Source organism: Lactococcus petauri, from assembly GCF_023499275.1.
GTDB classification, from domain to species: Bacteria; Bacillota; Bacilli; order Lactobacillales; family Streptococcaceae; genus Lactococcus; species Lactococcus petauri.
On record NZ_CP094882.1, the window covers coordinates 785,076 to 805,459 of the forward strand.

21 protein-coding genes are annotated in these 20,384 nt (G+C 37.3%); 18 read left to right on the forward strand and 3 right to left on the reverse strand.

Going from position 1 to position 20,384, the window contains the following annotated elements; all coding sequences use genetic code 11:
- Window positions 1-16 precede the first annotated feature (16 nt).
- Window positions 17-217, forward strand: a complete 201-nt coding sequence (locus lgb_RS03940) for a hypothetical protein (RefSeq protein ID WP_016170957.1) — start codon at window positions 17-19, stop codon at window positions 215-217.
- A 49-nt stretch (window positions 218-266) separates the two neighbouring features.
- Here lgb_RS03940 and lgb_RS03945 read toward each other — a convergent pair whose 3' ends face one another.
- Complete coding sequence (locus lgb_RS03945; protein ID WP_019291898.1) at window positions 267-509, reverse strand: NINE protein; 243 nt, start codon at window positions 507-509, stop codon at window positions 267-269.
- Window positions 510-753: 244 nt separating this feature from the next.
- Between lgb_RS03945 and lgb_RS03950 the strand changes: the two genes are divergently transcribed.
- From lgb_RS03950 to lgb_RS03965, 4 genes are all read left to right on the forward strand, one after another.
- On the forward strand, window positions 754-1,383 hold the full coding sequence (locus tag lgb_RS03950; RefSeq protein ID WP_019293150.1) for an NUDIX hydrolase N-terminal domain-containing protein: 630 nt from the start codon (window positions 754-756) through the stop codon (window positions 1,381-1,383).
- A gap of 257 nt (window positions 1,384-1,640) precedes the next feature.
- On the forward strand, window positions 1,641-4,076 hold the full coding sequence (rnr, locus tag lgb_RS03955) for a ribonuclease R (RefSeq protein WP_019291896.1): 2,436 nt from the start codon (window positions 1,641-1,643) through the stop codon (window positions 4,074-4,076).
- 24 nt (window positions 4,077-4,100) lie between these two features.
- Window positions 4,101-4,685, forward strand: coding sequence for an isochorismatase family protein (locus tag lgb_RS03960; protein WP_019293149.1), 585 nt, complete (start codon window positions 4,101-4,103; stop codon window positions 4,683-4,685).
- Between the two features lie 349 nt (window positions 4,686-5,034).
- Window positions 5,035-7,146, forward strand: a complete 2,112-nt coding sequence (locus tag lgb_RS03965) for a DUF6056 family protein (protein WP_019293148.1) — start codon at window positions 5,035-5,037, stop codon at window positions 7,144-7,146.
- 89 nt (window positions 7,147-7,235) lie between these two features.
- Here lgb_RS03965 and lgb_RS03970 read toward each other — a convergent pair whose 3' ends face one another.
- Entirely contained in the window at window positions 7,236-7,556 is a 321-nt protein-coding gene (locus lgb_RS03970) for a hypothetical protein (RefSeq protein WP_019293147.1), read from the reverse strand.
- A gap of 319 nt (window positions 7,557-7,875) precedes the next feature.
- Between lgb_RS03970 and lgb_RS03975 the strand changes: the two genes are divergently transcribed.
- From lgb_RS03975 to lgb_RS04015, 9 genes are all read left to right on the forward strand, one after another.
- Entirely contained in the window at window positions 7,876-9,420 is a 1,545-nt protein-coding gene (locus lgb_RS03975) for an ATP-binding cassette domain-containing protein (protein WP_019293146.1), read from the forward strand.
- Between the two features lie 24 nt (window positions 9,421-9,444).
- Window positions 9,445-10,257 (forward strand): ABC transporter permease, encoded by an 813-nt coding sequence (locus lgb_RS03980; protein WP_019293145.1) that lies wholly within the window; start codon window positions 9,445-9,447, stop codon window positions 10,255-10,257.
- Window positions 10,258-10,359: 102 nt separating this feature from the next.
- Window positions 10,360-12,720 (forward strand): CDP-glycerol glycerophosphotransferase family protein, encoded by a 2,361-nt coding sequence (locus lgb_RS03985; protein WP_019293144.1) that lies wholly within the window; start codon window positions 10,360-10,362, stop codon window positions 12,718-12,720.
- Between the two features lie 3 nt (window positions 12,721-12,723).
- Entirely contained in the window at window positions 12,724-13,746 is a 1,023-nt protein-coding gene (locus tag lgb_RS03990) for an XcbB/CpsF family capsular polysaccharide biosynthesis protein (RefSeq protein WP_019293143.1), read from the forward strand.
- Complete coding sequence (gene tagD, locus lgb_RS03995; RefSeq protein WP_019293142.1) at window positions 13,739-14,173, forward strand: glycerol-3-phosphate cytidylyltransferase; 435 nt, start codon at window positions 13,739-13,741, stop codon at window positions 14,171-14,173. The genes lgb_RS03990 and tagD overlap by 8 nt, the downstream gene beginning before the upstream one ends.
- Window positions 14,170-14,592, forward strand: coding sequence for a hypothetical protein (locus tag lgb_RS04000; protein ID WP_019293141.1), 423 nt, complete (start codon window positions 14,170-14,172; stop codon window positions 14,590-14,592). Before tagD ends, lgb_RS04000 begins: the two co-directional genes overlap by 4 nt.
- Before the next feature lie 20 nt (window positions 14,593-14,612).
- A complete protein-coding gene (locus tag lgb_RS04005) occupies window positions 14,613-15,812 on the forward strand; it encodes a CDP-glycerol glycerophosphotransferase family protein (RefSeq protein ID WP_019293140.1) in 1,200 nt (399 codons plus the stop codon).
- A gap of 44 nt (window positions 15,813-15,856) precedes the next feature.
- Complete coding sequence (locus tag lgb_RS04010; RefSeq protein WP_242810632.1) at window positions 15,857-16,801, forward strand: LCP family protein; 945 nt, start codon at window positions 15,857-15,859, stop codon at window positions 16,799-16,801.
- A gap of 45 nt (window positions 16,802-16,846) precedes the next feature.
- Window positions 16,847-17,962: a CDP-glycerol glycerophosphotransferase family protein gene (locus tag lgb_RS04015; RefSeq protein WP_249663290.1), complete on the forward strand. Its 1,116-nt coding sequence runs from the start codon at window positions 16,847-16,849 to the stop codon at window positions 17,960-17,962.
- An 84-nt stretch (window positions 17,963-18,046) separates the two neighbouring features.
- Here lgb_RS04015 and lgb_RS04020 read toward each other — a convergent pair whose 3' ends face one another.
- A complete protein-coding gene (locus lgb_RS04020) occupies window positions 18,047-18,592 on the reverse strand; it encodes a hypothetical protein (protein ID WP_019293189.1) in 546 nt (181 codons plus the stop codon).
- Between the two features lie 204 nt (window positions 18,593-18,796).
- On the opposite strand from lgb_RS04020, the gene lgb_RS04025 reads away from it, so the two are divergent.
- Genes lgb_RS04025 through lgb_RS04040 form a run of 4 tightly spaced genes read left to right on the forward strand, consistent with a single transcriptional unit; the run spans window position 18,797 to window position 20,370 of the window.
- Window positions 18,797-19,039, forward strand: a complete 243-nt coding sequence (locus tag lgb_RS04025; protein ID WP_017369751.1) for a GlsB/YeaQ/YmgE family stress response membrane protein — start codon at window positions 18,797-18,799, stop codon at window positions 19,037-19,039.
- 32 nt (window positions 19,040-19,071) lie between these two features.
- Complete coding sequence (gene amaP, locus lgb_RS04030) at window positions 19,072-19,629, forward strand: alkaline shock response membrane anchor protein AmaP (RefSeq protein WP_019293188.1); 558 nt, start codon at window positions 19,072-19,074, stop codon at window positions 19,627-19,629.
- An 11-nt stretch (window positions 19,630-19,640) separates the two neighbouring features.
- A complete protein-coding gene (locus lgb_RS04035) occupies window positions 19,641-19,826 on the forward strand; it encodes a DUF2273 domain-containing protein (protein WP_019291889.1) in 186 nt (61 codons plus the stop codon).
- 31 nt (window positions 19,827-19,857) lie between these two features.
- A complete protein-coding gene (locus tag lgb_RS04040; RefSeq protein ID WP_019293187.1) occupies window positions 19,858-20,370 on the forward strand; it encodes an Asp23/Gls24 family envelope stress response protein in 513 nt (170 codons plus the stop codon).
- Window positions 20,371-20,384: the final 14 nt, after the last annotated feature.

Consider the following 20,384-nt stretch of genomic DNA (forward strand, 5'->3'; position numbering starts at 1 on the left):
ACATGTGAGGAACACAATGGACGATCGGATCAGAATAAGCAGTACATGGCTTGTCATAATAGCAGTTGGTCTTGTTTTATTTAGCTATGGCGCACACTCTCATAAATTATTTTTAGAAGGGCTGGGAGCGATAGCTTCCGTTGGTGCTCTCTTTTGTGGCTTATCGGGTGTAGTTATTCGGTTGATAAGACGAAAGCGTGGACAACGTTTTAAGTAATCCCACAAAAAAACATCCTTATCTTTTGAAGATGAGGATGCTTTTTCATTTAACGTGAATATTTACCATCGATAAAGGTAATATCGTCTGTGTCACTATATGTACTGTAAGCTTTCACGAGGGAGATTATCCAGTCGGTGAGTGACCAAATACCAAAAGTCATCCAGTTACATAGAAGTTTAAAGATACCCATGCCGATTTGACCACGCATAAAGCGGTCAACGCCAAAGTGTCCAACTAAAAAGTTTCCAATCCAAACAAAAATATGTTTGTTAATCTTCTTTTCATTCATAAAAGTTTCTCCTTACCCTTTTAGCGTGATTCGCGCACGTATTTCATTCTTCAAGAGACTAGCTTGCGATATGATTTGTTCCCATTTTTTTATCTCTTACTCTTTTCATTATATAGACAAGCTCCCCAAGATTCAAACATTTAATAAAAATTTTTCAATAAAATATACTCTTTCATTTAGTTAATAATAAATACTTTTTGTATCATCCCGTACGTGTGATAAAATGAGAGAAGGAGGATAAAAAATGGATACAACTCAAGCTCTAGCAAAACTTAAAGCTCTTGTAAACACTTCTTTGTATTATAATAAAGATGTGTATGACCGAGAAAGATTAGAAGAAATGAAAGAAATTCTCTTTGAAATTTCTCAAAAGTTGACCTCTTACTCAAAAAATGAACTGGAATCCTTCTTTAATGAGGATTTAGGTTATGTCACACCCAAAGTGGATGTAAGAGCTGTTGTCTTTGAAGATAACCGTCTCTTACTTGTGAAAGAAAAAACTGAAGGACAATGGTCTTTACCTGGTGGTTGGGCAGATGTCGGTTATTCTCCCGCAGAAATAGCTCAAAAAGAAGTAAGAGAAGAAAGTGGGCTTGAAGTGATACCGTTACAGTTGTTTAAGCTGGTTGATAAGGCCAAACATCCTTATCCTAAAAGCTTGAATTATGTTTATAAGCTCTTCTTTTATTGTGAGCCCAAAACTTTTGAGTTGCATCCGGGATTAGAAACTTCGGAGGCACGCTTTTTCTCGCGGGAAGAAGTTGAAAACTTGCAGAATATTTCTGTGGATCGAAACACACGTGAGGATCTTCTGGAAGCTTTTGAATATCATAATCATCCAACAGCAGGAGCAAGATTTGATCGCGTGCAGTAAAAGGTGGTTCACGAAAATATCAAATATGTTATAATATCATTATTCCATGCGGACGATGAAAAAGATTGGGCTGTTTAGGATGATTGCCCCTATTGAATAAACGATTACGGAGAAATCAGTGGAGATTTTACGTTTATCGAACCAAAAAGTAGCGGGCTGCTGACAGTCCGCATTTTAATTTTTAAAATAATAATGTATGTGCTTGGGATTGAAAAGAATCACCAAAGTGCATAGAGAAAAAGAAATATTGGAGAAACATGAAAATAAAAGAAGTTATATTGGATGAACTTAAAAAACATCCAAAGAGAGCCTATGCTGTAGAAGAACTGGCAATGGAACTTGACCTAACAAAGGCTTCAGATTTTAAACTATTTGTTAAAACTTTAGCTGCTCTTGAAGGGGAAGGATTACTGGAATTTACAAAAAATGGAAAAGTCACACTAGCCGAAGTAAAAGCAGAACTTGTCGGAATCTTCCGTGCTAATGCGAACGGTTTTGGTTTTGTAACAGTGGATTCTGATGAGCCTGACGTTTTTATTCCTAAGGGAAGAACGGCTTTTGCTCTTGAAGGAGATGAAGTAAAAGTCGAACTGAAAAGTAATGCTAATCCTTTAAAAGGCACAAGTGCTGAAGGGGTAGTTACAGAGGTTTTAAAGCGCGCGGTTACTCAGCTTGTCGGAACTTTTGTCAAATTTGACGAAAAAGAACGTCAAGAGTTCAATCGTATCGGTTACGTAAAATCACGCAATAAAAAGTTGCCTTATCATGTCTTTTTGACAGATAAGGGCTTGGTACCAGAAGATAAAGCAGTAGTTCGTGTTGACATTACCGCTTATCCAGATAAGAAAAATCCCAAAAGTATGCAAGGTTTGGCTGTCGAAATTGTCGGACAAGCAGGTGATAAAGGAATCGATGTTCTTGAAGTTTTAGCTTCACTTGGTATTCGTTCTGAATTTCCAGAAGACGTTTTGGCGCAAGCGAACGCTGTACCCGAAGAAGTTGATGAAAAAGATATCATGGGGCGCGTGGACTATCGTAATGAGATTACTTTCACTATCGATGGCGCTGATGCAAAAGACTTAGACGATGCTGTGCATATCAAACGCTTGGGTAATGGTAACTATGAGTTGGGCGTTCACATTGCAGATGTGTCACACTATGTCACTGAAAATTCGCCCTTGGACCGTGAAGCTTTTGAACGTGGAACATCAGTATATGTGGCTGATCGTGTCGTGCCAATGTTGCCTGAACGACTCTCAAACGGTATCTGTTCACTCAACCCACGCGTTAATCGCTTGACACAGTCTTGTGTGATGGAGATTACGCCAGAAGGAAAAGTCCTTCAATCACAAATAGGTCCTTCCATTATCAAGACGACAGAACGTATGACCTACGATGATGTTAACCTGATGCTTGCTGGTGACGAGGAAACATTAGAAAAATATGCTGCAATTAAAGAATCCGTAGAGATTATGTCTGAGCTTCACGAAGCTTTGGCAGCGATGCGCCGCCGCCGTGGGGCGATTGATTTCGAAACTATGGAAGCACGGATTATCGTTGATGAAAATGGCTTGCCTATCGAAATTCGTAAGCGCAGTCGTGGAACAGCAGAACGAATGATTGAGTCCTTCATGTTGATTGCTAACGAAACAGTTGCAAGCAGTTTTGAAGCACGTCATTTACCAGGGATTTATCGTATTCACGAACATCCAAAAGAAGAAAAAATGACCCGTTTTATCGACTTTGCTGCAACTTTTGGTTTGCAAGTCAAAGGCACTTCGACAGAAGTTAGTCAAAAAGCCTTGCAAGAATTTTTGAAAAAAGTGAAAGGCCAACCAGGAGAAATGGTTCTCTCAACGATGCTTCTGCGTTCGATGCAACAAGCACGCTATTCGGAAGACAACTATGGTCACTTTGGCTTGGCAGCAGAAAACTATACGCACTTTACCAGTCCGATTCGTCGTTATCCTGACTTGATCGTGCACCGCTTAATTCGTGAGATGGCTCAACCAAGTCCAAAGACCATCGAATATTGGGCCGAAAAAATACCGGAAATTGCTCAACAATCAAGTAACCGTGAACGCCGTGCTGTCGATGCTGAACGTGAAGTTGAAAAGATGAAAAAAGCCGAATTTATGGAAAAACATGTCGGCGAACAGTTCGAAGGTGTTATTGCTAGCGTTACTCGCTTTGGGATGTTTATTGAGCTTGAAAATACTATTGAAGGTTTGGTTCATATTTCTACTATTAAAGGTGAATATATGAACTTCCATGAACGTATGATGGCGCTTGTGGGAGAAAAAACAGGACTTGTCTTCCGAATTGGTCAACCCATCAAAATCCAAGTTACTAAAGCGGATAAAGTTACCGGTGATATCGACTTTGAATATATCAAGAGTGATCTCGATGTTGTCGAAAGTAATTTAAAATCTAAAAAAGAAAAAGGCCCACGCCGTAGACCAAAAGCAAATCGTTCCGAAAATAAAGAGGAACGTAAAGCCTCAAAACACGGAAAAAATTTCTCTGAAAATAACAAAAACAAAAAATACAGAGGAAAATCCAAGGATGAGGATCGAGAACGTAAAAACGATTTCGATAAAAAACCAAATAAAAAGAAAAAGAAGAAGCCTTTCTATGCGGATGCAGCAAAAGGAAAATTCGGAAATAATACGAAGAAAAAATCGAAAAAATAAAAATACTTTAGAGGAGAAAAGCCTATGTCAGAACAATTGAATCTTGAGAAAACGGCCTTGGTCCTGATTGATTTACAAGAAGGCATTGTAAATCGTTCACAGCTTGAACCCTATAGTAAGGAAGAAATTCTTGCCAAAAATGATAGATTGCTGGACAAGTTCAAAAATACAGCAGGACTTATCGTTTTTGTGCATGTGAAAAATTATGGGCCAGAAATGCTCACTCCGCTTACAGATACAAATATAAGTGCTTCTGGTCCACTTCCCGACAATTATAGCCAATTTGTTTCTCCTCTGGCTTATGATGAAGAGGTTAAAAATAAAATCCGTGTCAAAAAGCACAATTGGGGCGCTTTTTATGGGACAGATCTCGATGTGCAGTTACGTAGACGAGGCATTGAAAACATTATCTTGACAGGTGTTGCTACAACGATAGGTTGTGATACAACGGCGCGTGAAGCTTATCAACATGGATATAATGTGATTGCTGTTGAAGATGCAATGACAGACTTTAATGGAGCACTACATAGAGGCATCGTTAACGGTATCTTTACACGCTTAGGACGCGTCCGCTCGACAGAGCAAGTCTTAAAGATGATACAGGATTAGACCATAGAGAGCAGTAGGTTTTGGTGATTTGAAAAGTTCAAGATGTAGAAGAGCATAGGCTTTTCTGCATCTTGAGCTTTTTATATTTTTAGACAATTGATAAGAAGTTGGAGAAGATTAAAGAAATCACCGTAACAGTATGTTAATTTTTTCATAAAGTAAAATTGACACATTTTTTTGCTATAATGTTAACGGTGATTTTTTCACATTTATTTGAAAGTGTAAGTAATGATTCAAAGTGGGAAAATGTCCGATAATAAGATAAAAAGACGGTAAGCCAAACCTTAACCGGCTTAAAATACGGAAGAAATAGAAGATGGCTTATATAAGCTATTTAAGGATATTGAACATGGAAAATAGGACAAGATTTAATTTAACAAGTGGTTGGAGTATATTATGCACAATAGCAACCATAGTTGTTTTAGGACTAACCTTTATTTTTATTTTGAACCTCAACCGCTTTACAGGATACACGGGCGATGATTTTTTGTATCACTTTATCTATACAGGTGCTTGGCCAAGTGAACATCTGAGTGAATATCATAATATTGGTGATTATATTTCAGCAGTCTATACGCACATGACACTATGGAATGCCCGCATGACTTCGATAATTTTCGAAATCTTAGCGATGCAGCTTCCTAAAGGAATTTTCAATATCCTTAATGCCAGTATTTATGTATTGGTTGGGCTGTTATTGAATGTAATAATCAGTGGTAAAAAGGTACTTTTAAAACCTTTGCATCTGACGTTAACTTTTCTGTTGATGTGGTTTTTCATTCCGGGGATGGGCAGCACAGTGCTTTGGGTCAGTGGAGCTGCAAATTATCTGTGGGCCACAGTAATCATACTCCTCTTTTTATTACCCTACCGTTTTAATGTAAGTACAAAACGTGGTTGGGAAGAATACTATCTCCCGGTTTTCGGACTTTTAGCAGGCTTAACAAATGAAGTCGGTGGCGCGACAACTGTATTGCTTGCTCTCATTTTTACGGTTTATAATTTTAAAAAATCAACAAACGGGAACACGGTGGCGCAGATTTTAGGAACCTTAGCTGCCGCCTTTGGTTTTGGGATGCAAGTCATCTTATCATCAGGATCTGCTGAAACGCAGAACTACGGTGCTTCTTCCGGTTTAGGCCAACGTTTCCTCGATATCCTATCGGGAACTGCGCATTATTCTGGTTTTCTGATACTGCCTATCCTTGTGTTTGGGGGAATTCTTTATTTTAACCGGAAGCAACTCCAAGAAAAAGCATGTCATCTCTGGCATGGAGGACTTATCTTTCTGGTATCAGGTCTTGCAGGTTGTGCTGCAATCCTGGCATCGCCCATCACACCTGCCCGTCTTTGGTTTGCAAGTAATATTCTGTTTATCATAGCTTTATTAATGATGATTGAAGCATGGCAGGAGTTACGTACACAAAGCTCTTGGACCAATGTGCCTTTGTGCATTGCCATTCTTTGCTTAAGCTTTGTGAGTTTGCCCAGCTATGACTATAATTTAAAAGACATCAAAAATTCATATGAATATTTTTATACAGCCCAATCTATTGCCCAAAAAGCAAAAGAAGAGGGTAAAACTTCGGTCCGCGTACCTGGTATTCCGATGACTTCTAACGACTTTAATGCTTATTTTGGAACGCCTTATTTGGTTTCAAGTGAGCACCCAGAAAAAGAATGGGCGAACACATGGTTTGCCAAATATTATGGGCTAGAGAAAGTCTATTTGGATGATACAGTGCCAATAGCAAAAGTAAACTTAGAGAATGCTCAACCTATTGATAACATTCTGAATGCTTACAATAAATATTTTGGTTATTTCCAACGCAAGATTCTTCCTTTCAATACTGATAAGGTCTTAAAACGTGAGCAAACTGCTAAAACTTCGGCAGCAAAAGCAACCATTACTAAGAATCCTAAACCAAATAACAAAAACTTACCGGCAGATAAACCTTGGCTTCGTAACGCGCTTATTCGCTATATCGATGTAAACAAGGATGAAATCGTTGCAACAGAGCAAATCACTTCACCTTATAATGAAGCTTATGATATTTCTCATGCAGCAACTGCAGGCTATGAAACACTATCAAATAATCCTAAATCTTATATTTTTAATAAACGTTTCGATCAGACCATTGACATTCATGTCAAGCCTATACTTCATACCATTACACTTTTCTTTAATGATAAAAATCAAAAAAATATTTCCATCACAAATGTTGAAGGCCAAACAGGAGAAACGCTCATCGTACAATTGCCACGAGGCTGCAGTAGCAATGGATCAAAAACAACACGTGTTACCATTGATGCAGAGACACCTTGGAATAAAACAGTAGAAGTAACCAAAATTCCATTTTGGAAAAATCTAGGAAGCTTCTCAACTTTTTATAGCGTAGTTGCTGGGTTATTAATTTTTGTGGTTTATGATATTTTTCTTAAACAACGGCAGGGAAGATAAGTATTAAGGGTGGAAAATACAAAAAACTCAAGTAGATAGAAGAAATAATTTCTTCGATACCTTGAGTTTTTTTAGTGCCTTCTATAAGTTTATTTTCTTTTGAGCTTATTGCTTAATGTTGTACCTGAAATCTCATAAACAACCGCTAAGCCCGCTGGATCGTAAAGAAATTCCTCAGTTGCTGTTTTATCTTTTCCTAAGATGACCTCTGCTTTTAATTTGACTTTTTCTCCAGCTGAAAGTCCAGGAATACCTTTCAAGTCAACAGTTCTTTCCGCATGTTTAAGAATGTCACGATAACCTGATGTCGGAGTGATATTATGCCACTTATCGCCAAGGAGTTTCAAAACCTGAATTCGAGCTACAAAAGCACCATTGTTTTTTAACTTAAAACTTCTTACATTTTCCATTTAACTCTCCAATCTTTTAAGAAGCATTACTAGTATAAACTTCTATTTATTTTCATCGAAAGTACTTTGTATTAATATTATATTAAAAAAAGATAAATATAAGAAATGATATACATGACAAAATGATTACGTTAAGTTCGACTTCAATAAAATAGCTAAAGGACCATCTAAAATACTACTGATAAGCAAATATAAGTATGCTATCCTCATCTTTAAATTAAATTTATCTGAATTGTTTTTTTTTTTTTTTTGATATTTTATAGAAATTATAGATAAAAATTTGACATAAAGTTATATAAATGTCATAATAGTAACGATTATGATTACAGAAGATGACAAAAAGATAAAAGTAAAAGCCAGTTATATTACAAAGCGTTTTGATTTAATCAGTAATAATAAAAAAGGAAGAGCTCGCACTAAAGAAGCTTTTTTTGAAGGCAATAAACAAGACTTTTGGGCTTTGCGCAATGTCTCTTTTGAGCTTTATGATGGTGAAACGATTGGAATTGTTGGGCTGAATGGTTCTGGAAAGTCAACCCTTTCCAATATCATTTCAGGTCAAATTTCTCCGACAACAGGAAAAGTTGAAATTAATGGAGAAGTCTCCATTATCTCAGCTTCAGCAGGTCTGAATAATAATCTGACAGGGCGCGAAAATATCCGTTTGAAAGGGCTCATGTCAGGCATGTCCAAACGTGAGATTGAAGCAAAGATGGATGACATCATCGCTTTTTCTGAACTTAGAGAGTTCATTGACCAACGTGTAAAGACTTATTCCTCAGGGATGCGCGCCAAGTTAGGTTTTTCTGTTATGGTGCATCAAGATCCTGACATTATGGTTATTGACGAAGGACTGGCTACTGGCGACCAAACTTTTGTTGGTAAATCCAAGAAAAAAATGTTCGAGTTTCGTGAAAAGGGTAAGACAATCCTGCTGGTTTCCAACTCTATTCCGACCATTCGAGAATGGTCAGACAAGGTGCTTTGGATACATTATGGCGCAGTCAAGGCTTACGGACCAGTGGAAAAAGTTCTCCCCCAGTATGAAGCCTTTATTCGTTGGTTTAACGGTCTAGAGCGTAAAGAACAAGAGGAGTACAAAACAAAAGCCCGCCAAGAGCAATTGTCCTATTCACTGGAAGAATACCGTCAAGAACTTACGGAATTAAAAGTAGGAGAAAACCGAAAAGGTAAACGCAGGATTGAGGCACTCACGGCAAAAGCAGCCAAGAAGAAATCTAGTATTTCGACCAAAGTTTTATTATGCTTGTCTGCCTTTGTGCTACTATGGTTGGCTTTGGTCAATACATCTTCGATGACTTTGAAAAAATCACTGCGAAACCCGCTTGATTTCTTTCAACATCATTTGTTTCAACCTAAGGAAACCTTCTTAGAACGGCAAAGAGCGACAGGAAACTTACCACCTCAGCCTGTCGAAGAAAAGCAAGATGAACAACCTGTCCAAGAAACAGAAAATAAGCCCGCACAAAACGAGCCTCAACTAAAAGAAGAAACCCCAGCAGAAGCGGAGCCGAAACTCACAGAATATCATGTTCAGGTTGGAGATACTTTAGATGCTATTGCTCTGCATTTTAATACTACGATTGAGGAGTTGGCGCGATTAAACCCTGAACAGGATTTGAACGCATTATTGGCTGGGCAAGTCCTTACAGTTTCAGAAAGCCAAGCTTCAGAAGAAGGCGATAATGCTCTGAGTGAGTACAGTGTTCAAGTCGGAGACACGATAGACAGTATTGCTGCGCAGTTTCATATTAGCCCTGAAGAGCTTATCCAGCTCAACCCTACGCAAGATTTGAGTAACTTAACAGTCGAGCAAATCCTCACCGTTCCGACAACTCCTTAAGATTAGAGAAGGAAGATTTACAAAGTGAAAAATATTTTTCAGTACTTCAAAGAACAAGTCCGATATTTCCCGTTAGCTTACAGCATGTCCAGATACAACACCAAAAGTGCAACTATGCACAATCGTTTTGGTCGTGTCTGGGAAATTCTAGATCCTTTATTTCAGCTTGGCGTTTTTTATCTTTTGTTTGGTGTACTCATGAAACGTGTCATACCGGGAGGTTATCCTGTTCTGCCTTGGATGTTTATTGGCTTAGGGGTTTGGGGGCTCATGCAAAAAACAATTGTCTCTGGGGCGCTCACCACTTATAATCAGTTGCGTGCCGCATCAGTCATGAAATTTCCCGTTTCTATCTTACCGACCTCAGCCTTTTTTGGTTTTTTGAGTGAGTTTTGGGTCATGATAATCGTTGGAACTCTGGGAGCAGTATTCAGCGGATTTATACCGAGCCTCTATCTTTTACAAGGACTTTATTATTTCTTTGCCTTGCTCATTTTCTCTGTATCTTTTTCTTTATTGAATGCTACAGTCATGATTGTTTTTCCCGACTTAAAGTTCTTTCTGAACTATTCGTTTCGTTTTTTGATGTTCCTGTCAGGTGCTGTATTTTCGATGAGACAGTTCAGTCAAATTCCGCAATTTATACTTCAAGGAATAATGTTGAATCCTTTTTATTATCTAATTGAGGGTTTTCGTGATGCCATTTTTGGCACACAGTGGTTCTGGGAAGTGGATCCTTCGATTATCTTATCCTTTTGGACTCTGACCTTCTTCATCCTTCTTTTAGGTACGCATTTGCATTATAAAATCCGGGAACGTATTTCGGACTTTTTGTAGGGAATGGATGTCTTTCCATACGTTTCAAGAGGAAGTTATATAGCTTATAAAAGCAAAAGCTAAATATAAGAAGAGGCTTTATTTAAAACGAGGATATATTTTATGAAAATATCAATTATTGGTTTAAACATTTTTGGAATTGGCGGAACTTCAAGAAGTAATCTTAATACTATTTATGAGTTTTCCAAAGATAGCAATAATGAAATAACTTATTATAATTTTGCGGATTTTAGCAAAGTAGATGTTTTAGCACTTATGCAGCGAGAAGTATTTATGAGAGATATTAAATATCAACATTTAAATGATATTTTTAAAATCTCTTATGATGAAAGCGATACAAGCTTATATATTATTACAAGAGAAAGCTTTTTTGGTTTAGGAAAATTTCTGAGAGATAAAAGACCGAATGCAAAAATTCTTGGAGAAATTCATGCACCATTAGCGTATCTAGATGATGCTTTGGGAGATGATTTACCCTATTTTTCAGCTATAAGAGTTGCTACTGAGAGTATAAAACAAGGTTTTATTAAGCAATTTGGATATGATAACGTTTTTGTCCAAAGAGTAAGTCTCGCGCATATATCACGTATGAACAAGTTTGAAAATTCCTTAACGACTAACTTTGTAGTTTTTTCACGTTTTTTTGAAAAACAGAAAGATATTACTTATTCGTTAAAATTGATGGATTACTTAATTAATTATTTAGGGTGTAAGGAAATAAAATTTTACATAAAGGGGGATGGACCTGCCCAGCTACTATATGAAAATCTTATCCAATATTATAATTTAAAAGAGCATGTTTTTATTAATTATATATTACCAGAGAATTATATTTATTTATCCACAGCAAGCCTAGAAACTCTGGGTTATTCAATAGTAGAGGCGATAAGTGAATCCAAACTGGCTTGTGTTTATGAAGGAGATGATAAAGTTAACTTGGAAAACTTCGAGGAAGTCAGCTCTATTTCATGGTTGAATAAAGACTTGAGTCATGACGCAAATGTTTTACTTAAAGTTATGCAAAGGACTTTGACTAACGAAGAAATAAAAAGTGATGTTGAAGCTATATTAAAACCATCGAAGGATTACTGCCAAAATATTTTGTATCAGATTAGTAAGTTCTCAAAGAGGACCTCACAAGCAAGTAATGAAGTTAAGCTTTCAAATAAAGAAATCAGTGATATTATCAAGAAGCTTTCTACGAATACAATAGAAGCGGATGATATTTTATCAAATTTAAGAAGTTACTATTTAAAAATCAAACAATATCCTATTGTTGGTCCCATTTTAAAAAATAAAAATATCAGAAGACAGATAAAGAAGGCTATTTTAGCTGTAGGAAGCAGTACGCAGCCTAAATTGGAAGTTAAAGATAATTATTTTTTCATTGAGTCATTTCACGGTAAAAATTTTTCAGGAGATCCTAAGCTCTTGGCACTAGCAATTTCGGAAAAGTATCCAGAAGCTAAAATTTTTGTAAGCTCCACTAATCAACTTGTTGATATAGCAATCAGAAGCTATGGATTTGAAGCGGTACGACTTGGTACTAAGGCTTATCTCAAAGCTTTCACGCAGAGTAAATATGTTTTTCATAGTGCCAATACCTTAGATAAGGCTGGAAAAAACAAGGGACAAATCTTTATCCAAACTTGGCATGGTTTTCCAATTAAAAAAATGGTTTCCGACTTAGAAAACAAGGAACAGAGAGAACAAGAACTTAATGCTTTTATTCCGAGGATGAAAAAATGGGATTACCTCATAACATCGTCTGATTATCATACTCAACTCTTAAATTCAGCCTTTCTTCTTAATAAAAACTCAAAATTAAAGGTTTTATCATTGGGAGCACCGAAAAATGGGTATTTGATAAAAAATAAGGAGAACCAAAATGAGTTGAAAAAAGTGCACTTAAAATATTTTAATCGCCCCTTGATTGAAGGAAAAAAATATATTCTGTTTTGTCCGACATGGAGAAAGAATGAACGAAGTGAGGTAACTTCCATTGATTTAAAAGAAGTCATTAATCAACTCCCAGAAAACTATGAAATTATTGTTAAACTTCATCCACATGAAGCACAATTAAGGAGAGCATATTCAAATCTGGATGCACGTATCCACTGTTTCTATAATGAACTTGTTGACATTCAGGAATTATACTTACTAAGTAATATTTTAATATCAGATTACTCATCAGCGGTATTTGATTATGCCCATCTACAAAAGAAAATTATTCTTTTACAAGAAGATGTTGAAGAATATACACATCAGATAGGAATGTATTTTGATTCTGAGTCACTTCTGAAATTGAAGGGGGAGAATTACACAACTGAGGAACTGGTTGAAAATATTCTGTCATCCGGTGAAGAGGAAAAATATGAGTATAATTCGCTTATTGTTAAAGAGCTGTTGAATAAAGATAGTATGCACTCAGCCAATGATATTTTAAAAGAGATAGGACTATGATTAATGAAAAATGAAGAAAAAATTTTAAGAGTAACATATAAAAAGAAAATTCGAGATTATAACTACGAACGCATTATTGTTGATTTGAAAAATTCAAAAAATATTATTGCCTTGAGTAAAGAAAACGAGATTTTTTATAATCTCTACAAGGACTTGATGACCAATGATTTTATGTTTTATTTTCATCAAGGAACAAAATCTTACTTTATTAAGCGTAAGTTAATTGCGCAAATTTGGAAACGTAAAGATTTAATTTCATTTGGTGATTTGTTTTATACCGTTGAAGAACCGCCTCATAAAAGAAAAAATTTAGTGGCTCCTTTACGCTTAGTTGTTGTTTTTTCGGGAAATGATGTTAAAAATTATTATAATCCTAACATTGGAGTACGTTGCTTTACCAAAAATTATCCAACACTTCAAAATGTTGTTTTAAAAAACACGATAGTTATGAGAATCATGGATTTAAATCTTTCTCATGGTAGTCATTATATCAACACGGACAATTATCCTCATTTTGAAGATGATGTTCAAGGTGCCATCAAAGCTGTCATTGAACGCTATGATATCAATAAAGAAGATGTTGTCCTTTATGGTGCAAACAAAGGCGGGACAGGGGCGTTCTATCATTCGATGTTAGGTGATTATAAGTCTTTAAGTATCGAACCCATTATCTCTATATTAGATCGAAAAAGTTTATTACAAGATAATTATTTTTTAAAGGGGTTAAGAAAAGACTCACTTCTGAGTGATTTACTTAAACTAGATAAACAAGAATTCCGTTATAAAAAAATGGTGATTGGTAGCCCGGTTATTCCGTTTAATTACGATATGTATGGGCAGTTGAAAAATGAGAACATCAATATCATTGACGTGTTGGATAATGCAATAGATGAAGAAGGAGAGGTTTATCCTGAAACTATTGCGGAACAAACAACATTTATTAATAACTTATTGCTTGAAAGTAATAATTATAAAAATAAAATGGAGGTAATTAAAAATATTTATAAGGAGGCTGGGAATGTCTAACGTGAAAAAGATTTTAGTCGCAGGCACCTTCGACATCCTCCACGAAAGTCATGTGGACATGTTGCGCAATGCCAAGAACCTTGGCGATAAACTGATCGTCATGCTTTCGACAGACGAATTTAATGCCCAAAAAGGGAAGAAAGCTTATCAGGAATATGCGACACGCAAGTATATTTTGGAGTCTGTCCGCTATGTGGATCTTGTGGTTCCGGAACAGTCTTGGGAGGACAAGGTTCTCTATATCGACATGTTTGAGGTGGATATTTTTGCTATGGGTGATGATTGGCAAGGGAAGTTTGACTTCTTGAAAGAACAGTTTCCTGAGCTGAAAATCATGTACTTTCCACGTGGCAAAACTTCCTCTTCAAGTATTAAGCAGGATTTAGGGAAGATGTACATTTCCAATATGGATAGTGGAAGTAAATGAAGGACATCAAAGACCTACTTTCAAAATTCAAACTGGCAGCTCAGCCTGTAAAATTTTTGCGATTATTACAGGAGATGGAGCAACTCTTTAAAGCACAACCTCACAACTATCCTAAAGATAAGAAGTCGCAGAAGCTCTATCTCAAGGTTGAGGATGATATTTACTTTTTTCAGAGAAAAAGATTTGTTCAGGTAGAGTTTTTACCTCAAAAGGCAAATCTGATAAAGGTCAGTCAGGGAGCGCTGGCTCATGTGGCACACATTTTAGGAAAACCTGATGCGGACATTAATGTCTTGCTCAAAGCGCTTCGTCAGGTTGATGATATTTCGCTCTTTCAGGAGATCATGACGGAGCTTTCGGGAAATTTTTCCAGTAATATCAGTTTGCGGCAGGTACTTAGAAGTTTAAGCAAGAAGTAATGAAAAGTAAAAGGAGCAAGATGACAGCAGTAAGTTTTTTGGGGAATTTAAGACGGTTAATCTTGAAAGCCTTGCTTTCTGTATTTTTGCGTGTATTGCCTCTTTTTATCAAGCGTGAAGCCAAGATGATTCTTTTTGCCAGCTATAACGGTAAATCAACGGGAGACAGTCCAGGGGCTATCTTTGAAGCTATGCGTGCTGATCCGGCTTATGCAGACTACCAGCTGGTTTGGGCTTTAAAGAAGCCGCGTCCGGTCGCAGGAGCTGAGGTGGTAAGATTTAACAGCTTGGCTTATTACAAAGCGCTGACCAAAGCAAAGTACTGGGTCTTTAACGCCAAGATGGCGCCTTATTATTACAAGGCAGAAGATCAGGTTTATTTACAGACTTGGCATGGGACACCGCTGAAGCGTTTGGCGCATGACATTGAGGATACGGGCAAGCGTTATCGTGCTTACTTGACCCACAAGCAAATGGTGAAATCTTATGCAGAAGACAGCAGACACTGGGATTGGTTAATTGCTTCATCACCTTTTACTGTTGAAAAATTCGCCAGTGCTTTCCAGTTCCCGCCAGATAAGATTATTCAAATGCCTTATCCGCGGACAGATATACTGTATCAACCAAAGCCAGAACAGATAGAACAACTCAAAGCGCGTTATCATCTTCCTTTAGATAAAAAAGTCATCCTTTATGCTCCGACGTGGCGTGATGATGCATATGGTTTGGATGGATATCATATGCGGCTCCAGCTTGACTTTGCACACTGGAAAGCAGTGCTTGGTGAGCAGTATGTGGTCCTGTTTAAGCCGCATTATTTGATTTCCAATCACATCAGGATTGACGAGGAGTTGAAGGATTTCATCTATCCATTGCCAGCGACTTTAGATATTCATGAAGCATACCTTATGGCCGATGTGCTGGTGACGGATTATTCATCGGTTTTCTTTGATTATGCTATCTTGAAGCGTCCGATTTATTTCTATATGTATGATTTGGAGCTTTACAGCCAGCATGTGCGCGGATTTTACTTGGATGTACACAAAGATTTACCGAGTGAGCCGATACAAACTGAAAAAGAGTTGCTTGCGGCACTTTTAGAAAACAACTTTGATTATGCCCGTTTAGCGGACTTTAACCAACGTTTTAACCCGTGGGTAAAAGGTTCAAGTAGCCTAAAAATTATCGAAAAAATTTTTAAGGAGTGCAAGGAAAGTTGATTTTTTCGAGCTCACAGGAGCCATAAAAAGAAAGAGGAGAAAACATGACGATGAACAGAAGCAGGAAAAAGACAAAGAAAAAGCACCCTGTGAGAAATGCGATTCTTATTATTCTAGGGCTTTTCCTAGTGACAGGAACGGCTCTCGCTGCTGTGTTTTACCAGACGGCCAGAGTAAATGTTGATAAGACTTATGCACCACTTGAAAGCTCCAAGGATCAAGCCGAAGCGAGTCAAGCCATCAGTGAAAGTCGACCGCTGTCCTTTCTTATCATGGGACTTGATTCACGTGATGAGGATTTGTCCGGGAGAACAGATAGCTTAATGGTGGTCACGCTGAACCCACAAACTAATCAAACAACCATGGTTTCCATTCCACGAGATACTTTTATCGAGGCAGAGGATGGCTCAATTACAGCCGTTAACAAGATTAATGCGGTCTTTGCCCAAGGCGGCGCAGCTGCCTCAATCGCAGCAGTCAATCAATTGCTTCATCTCGAAATTGACCATTATATAACCATGAATTTTAGTGGCATTGAACATTTAGTTGATGCACTGGGGGGTGTAACAGTCAACTCTGATTTTGCTTTTACTGTGGGCGATATGGAATTTCACGAAGGTGCAAATAACTTGAACGGCAAGCAAGCTCTTGCCTTCACACGTATGCGCCATGATGATGTCAGAGGAACTTATGGAAGAGATGAACGTCAACAAAAAGTCATTGCAGCTATTCTCACAAAAATGAAGTCGCCACAAAGTTTGACAGCATATCAAGGGATTTTTGAGGCTTTGGGTGGTAATGTCAAGACGGACGTGACTTGGAGTCAGATTCAAAAGATTATACTGAACTACAATCAGGCCTTTGGAAATGTCGTGCATGAGTCTGTGCAAGGGCAAGGACAAATGCTCAATAACTTAAGTTTCCAAGTTGTGTCAGAAGAAGAACGTACCCGCATTCACGATTTACTTCAAGAGCAGTTAACAAAATAAATAGGCAGGAATGAAAAGAATTTCTAGAGGAAGGAGAAGCTCTTAATGAAACTTAAATCCATCGTGTTAACCTTCATTTTGGCACTCTTCTATCCCTTCACTTTTCTCTGTCGTGTGCATCAAAACCGTGTCACTTTCATTTCACTTGAGCATGATAACCTATCCAAGGATTTCAAAATTCTGCATGATGAGTTAAGCGCAAAGCAAGAATACGAGATAAAAACTCTACTTTTCAAGTTCCAGCCCACTTTCCTAGGACAACTTCAGTATGGACTGGCTTGTATCCAGCAACTTTTCGCTCTTCAAAGTTCAAAACTGGTGATCATTGACTATAACAACTTTGTCATTTCCAAGTTTCCCCATCGTAAAGAAGTCAAAGTCCTAGAGATTTGGCACGCCACTGCAGCTCTAAAAAACTTTGGCAACTGTGTCCAAAGGGATTACGAAATTAAAAACTACGATTATACTATCGCCAACTCCGACTTTTACAAAGGAGTATATGCCCAAGCTTTCAATCTTCCTGAAGAAAATGTCCTTGTTACAGGTATTCCTAACAATGACAAAATCTTCGATGACCATTTTGTTCAAGACACCAAAGTACGACTTCTTGAAAAGTATCCTGTTTTGGCTAATAAAAAAGTCATTACTTATGCCCCAACATTTCGTGGACGGATCAGTACATATTTTAAAGAAGCCAAGATTGATTTGGCGCGCGTGCACCAAGCCTTGGGTGAAGATTATGTCATTATCTACAAGGCGCATCCACTTATTTCGGGTTCGGCTTATGAGAATAATCCTCATGTCCTTTTCATCGAAGAAGAACCGATCTCCTCGATTTTCTGCGTCACGGATGTTTTGATAACCGATTATTCGGCTATTGCAGTGGATTGGATGGTCTTTGATAAACCCATCATCGCTTATGTGCCCGACTTTAAAAGCTACTCTAAAAAACCAGGTTTAACAATCGATTACTTGCAAGAATTTCCAGGAGAGGTTACTTTTAATGAAGGTGAACTTATCCAAGCGCTCCAGGCAACGGATAGCACATCCTACCAAAAGGAAAGAGCTCTCTTTTTCAAGAAAACCTACAACTATTGTGATGGCAAAGCGACAGAACGTGTGCTTAAGGTGATTGAAGCAATTATGAAACAGAGCTTGTAGATAAAATTTACATAAAAAAAGCCATTAGACTAGAGCTAAATGGCTTATTTTTTTACTTTTATCCTTATTTTTTTACTTTTATCCTTATTTTTGAATGAAGTAATAAGATGTTGCTTCACCTGAAGCGAGGAGAGCATTCGCTTTGTCTTGAAGTTCCTTGTATGATGTTGAAACTGTTGACTCATGCTTGTTGCCTGATTTATCTACATAAACCAAGACCCAAGCACGTCCGTTGGGAGTTGTTTCAGAGCTAGATGGTGTTGCATTAGGGTCAGCCTGAGGACTATGACCACCTGCACCGTTATTTTCTACTGGATTATTTGAGTTATCGACCCAGCCTTGATCGGAACTTTCTGATGTTGCAGGCTCAGACGGTTGTTCAGATGTAGCTGGGGCTTCAGAAGTAGCTGTTGTGGAATCTGAAGTTGAACTGGCATCTGAGCTCTCAGATGTTGTAGTTGTTGTTTCTGAACTGCTGGCTTTACTTGTACTTTCACTTGAGCTTTTAACAGAGCTAGAAGGTTCAGAAGATGTGTCTTTCTTTGCGCTAGTTGTATTGCTGCAAGCTGTCAGTAGCAAGACAGCAGCTAATGAACTAACTAAAAGTAATGATAATTTAAATTTTTTCATATGTAAGACTCCTTAAAATTCCTTTTCTTTCTTCCAGTATAACATATTGTCTCTCAAAAACCTGATTAATTATCTATAAATTAAAAGTTAATGAAGAAAAAACTCTCATCTAAAAAAGATAAGTCGAATAATTTGTAAGCGTTTTTTAACTTTGTTAGAATTATTATATAGAAAAAATAATAAATAGAAAGAAAGAGGTGCTTTATGATTTGGTCATTAATCGTTGGTGCAATTATCGGGGTGATTGCGGGTGCAATCACAAGCAAAGGGAAGTCTATGGGATGGATTGCTAATATCTTAGCGGGTCTCGTGGGTTCTGCTGTTGGTCAAGCTTTACTGGGATCATGGGGCCCTAGTTTAGCTGGTATGGCGCTTATACCTTCCATTATCGGTGCCGTTATCGTGGTAGCTGTTGTTTCTTTCTTCTTAAGTAAAATGGGCGATTAAACAGTAGCTGCAGTAAAACGGGAGGAGGAAATGTGTCAAAAGGAAAAAAATTTATTCTAATTTTAGTTGATTTATTTCTTATTACAATCATCCTACCACTGTTTCTTTACACACTCGGGAAATTTAATATAGTCCAACCAATTACAGATATGGCGCAGGTTCCTTATATTGGACCCTACTTGCCTACATATTTCTTGTTTGCAACAGGTATTTTAGGAATTCTCTTACTCATTCTTTTACTTGTCATTATCTTCTATCCAAGAAGATATACCGGCTTTGTCTTAGGAGAGGGTAGAGGAGAACTGCTTCTTAAAAAATCTGCGATTGAAGGCTTTGTGCGAGAAACGCTCAGAGAAAATGGTTATATTAAAGACCCGAAAATCGATACTTTGCTAGGTAAAAATAAGATTAAAATTGCGATTAAAGGTGAGATTATACCTCGTGTGCAAATTTCAGAAAAGGCTTTGCTTATTGAAGAAGAAATTCGTAAGGGCTTGAAAGAGTTTCTCGGGGTAAATCATCACTTAAGTTTGAAAATAAAAGTGAACGCTGTAACACCAAAGAGTAAAAGCAGTTCACGTGTGTTATGATTGGAGGTTAGATGAATCTTTTAGAAGAATATCAATATCCAATTATAGGTGGGGCAATTGGAGCAATCATCGCTATCTGTATCTTTACAATTGGTTTTTGGAAGATGCTCTTACTGTTTTTACTCATCGCGCTTGGTAGTTATATTGGTTTCTATCTCGAACGTACAGGATATATTGATAAAATAGGTAAAAAATAATTAAATAATTTATAAATAAAAAGGAGAAGCTATGGTACAAGAAAACAAAAAAACTTTTGATAACTCAGTTGATGCAGTAAGTGGAACTTTAACTTATGAAGATAAAGTGATTCAAAAAATCGTAGGACTTGCCTTGGAAAAAGTAGACGGCTTGCTTGCAGTTGATGGTGGCTTCCTGTCTAATCTCACAGGAAAACTCGTAAACACGGACGATGTAACTTCTGGTGTAGGTGTCGAAGTTGGTAAACAACAAGTTGCGGTTGATCTTAAAATCGTAGCTGAATATAAGAAATATGTTCCTGACATTTATAAAAATATAAAAGAAGTTGTTTCAAAAGAAGTTAAAGGCATGACAGACCTTGAAGTTGTAGAAGTTAACGTAGATGTTATCGATGTTAAAACGAAAGAACAACAAAAACAAGATGAACAAAGCCTTCAAGATAAAGTAGGCGATGCAGCAAAATCAACAGGACGATTTACTTCAGAAAAAGTTGATCAAGTGAAAGACAAAGTCAGCGATGATGATGAACCACGTGTAAAATAAAAAAATAAGGAGAT